This window comes from Spirillospora sp. NPDC049652, from assembly GCF_040675125.1.
Taxonomy (GTDB): Bacteria; Actinomycetota; Actinomycetes; order Streptosporangiales; family Streptosporangiaceae; genus Spirillospora.
In genome coordinates, this window is sequence record NZ_JBFAOF010001561.1 from 1 (window position 1) to 1,072 (window position 1,072).

Annotated in this window: 1 protein-coding gene; it reads left to right on the forward strand. The window is 70.1% G+C overall.

The window, feature by feature from the left end; genetic code table 11:
* Positions 1-749 (forward strand): 2-oxo acid dehydrogenase subunit E2 (locus AB0J52_RS41920; protein WP_500188874.1); only part of this gene is annotated, 749 nt, incomplete at its 5' end.
* Positions 750-1,072: the final 323 nt, after the last annotated feature.

A 1,072-nucleotide genomic window follows, 5' to 3' on the forward strand; every position in this document is an offset into this window, starting at 1 on the left:
CGTTCGCCGCGCCCGCCGAGCAGCTCGCGCTGCGCGGCAAGACCGAGAAGATGTCCCGGATCCGGCAGACCATCGCCCGCCGCATGGTCGAGTCTCTCCAGGTGTCGGCGCAGCTCACCACCGTGGTCGAGGTGGACGTCACCAAGGTCGCGCGGCTGCGCGAGCGCGCGAAGGCCGACTTCGAGGCGCGCGAGGGCGTGAAGCTGACCTTCATGCCGTTCTTCGCGCTGGCCTCGATCGAGGCGCTCAAGCAGCACCCGAAGCTGAACGCGGTCATCAACGGCGACGAGGTCACCTACCACGAGGTGGAGAACCTCGGCTTCGCCGTGGACGTCCCGGAGCGCGGCCTGATGGTCCCGGTGATCCACAACGCGGGCCAGCTGAACCTGGGCGGCCTCGCGCAGCGGATCGCCGACCTCGCCGACCGCACCCGCACCAACCGGGTGAGCCCGGACGAGCTGTCCGGCGGCACGTTCACGCTGACCAACACCGGCAGCCGGGGCGCGCTGTTCGACACGCCGATCCTGAACCAGCCGCAGGTCGGCATGCTCGGCACCGGCGCGGTCGTCAAGCGCCCGGCCGTCATCGACGACCCGGAGCTCGGCGAGGTCATCGCCGTCCGGTCCATCGCCTACCTGGCGCTGACCTACGACCACCGCCTCATCGACGGCGCGGACGCGGCCCGCTTCCTGGGCACCGTCAAGCACCGCCTGGAGGAGGGCAACTTCGAGGCCGAGCTCGGCCTCTGACGCCCCTTCCCCTTCGTCGAAACCCGCCGCTCCCGTCCGGGACGGCGGGTTTCGCCGTTCCTCGTCCTTGCCTCCGCTACTTAGATTGCATTCCTAACTAGGTAGCCCTATGGTCTAGGTGGCGACAACGACCTTCGAGGAGCGACCATGGCGGGACCGACCGGCGACCACCGTTCCGCGGACGCGGGGAAGAGCACGGGGAACGGCATGCGCAACGGCATGCGCAACGGTGTGGGGAACGCCGCCCTGCTGCCGCTGCTGGGCCTGTGGATCATCGTCGGCGCGACGCTCTTCCACGGCCCGCCCGCCGCCGTGATCACCGG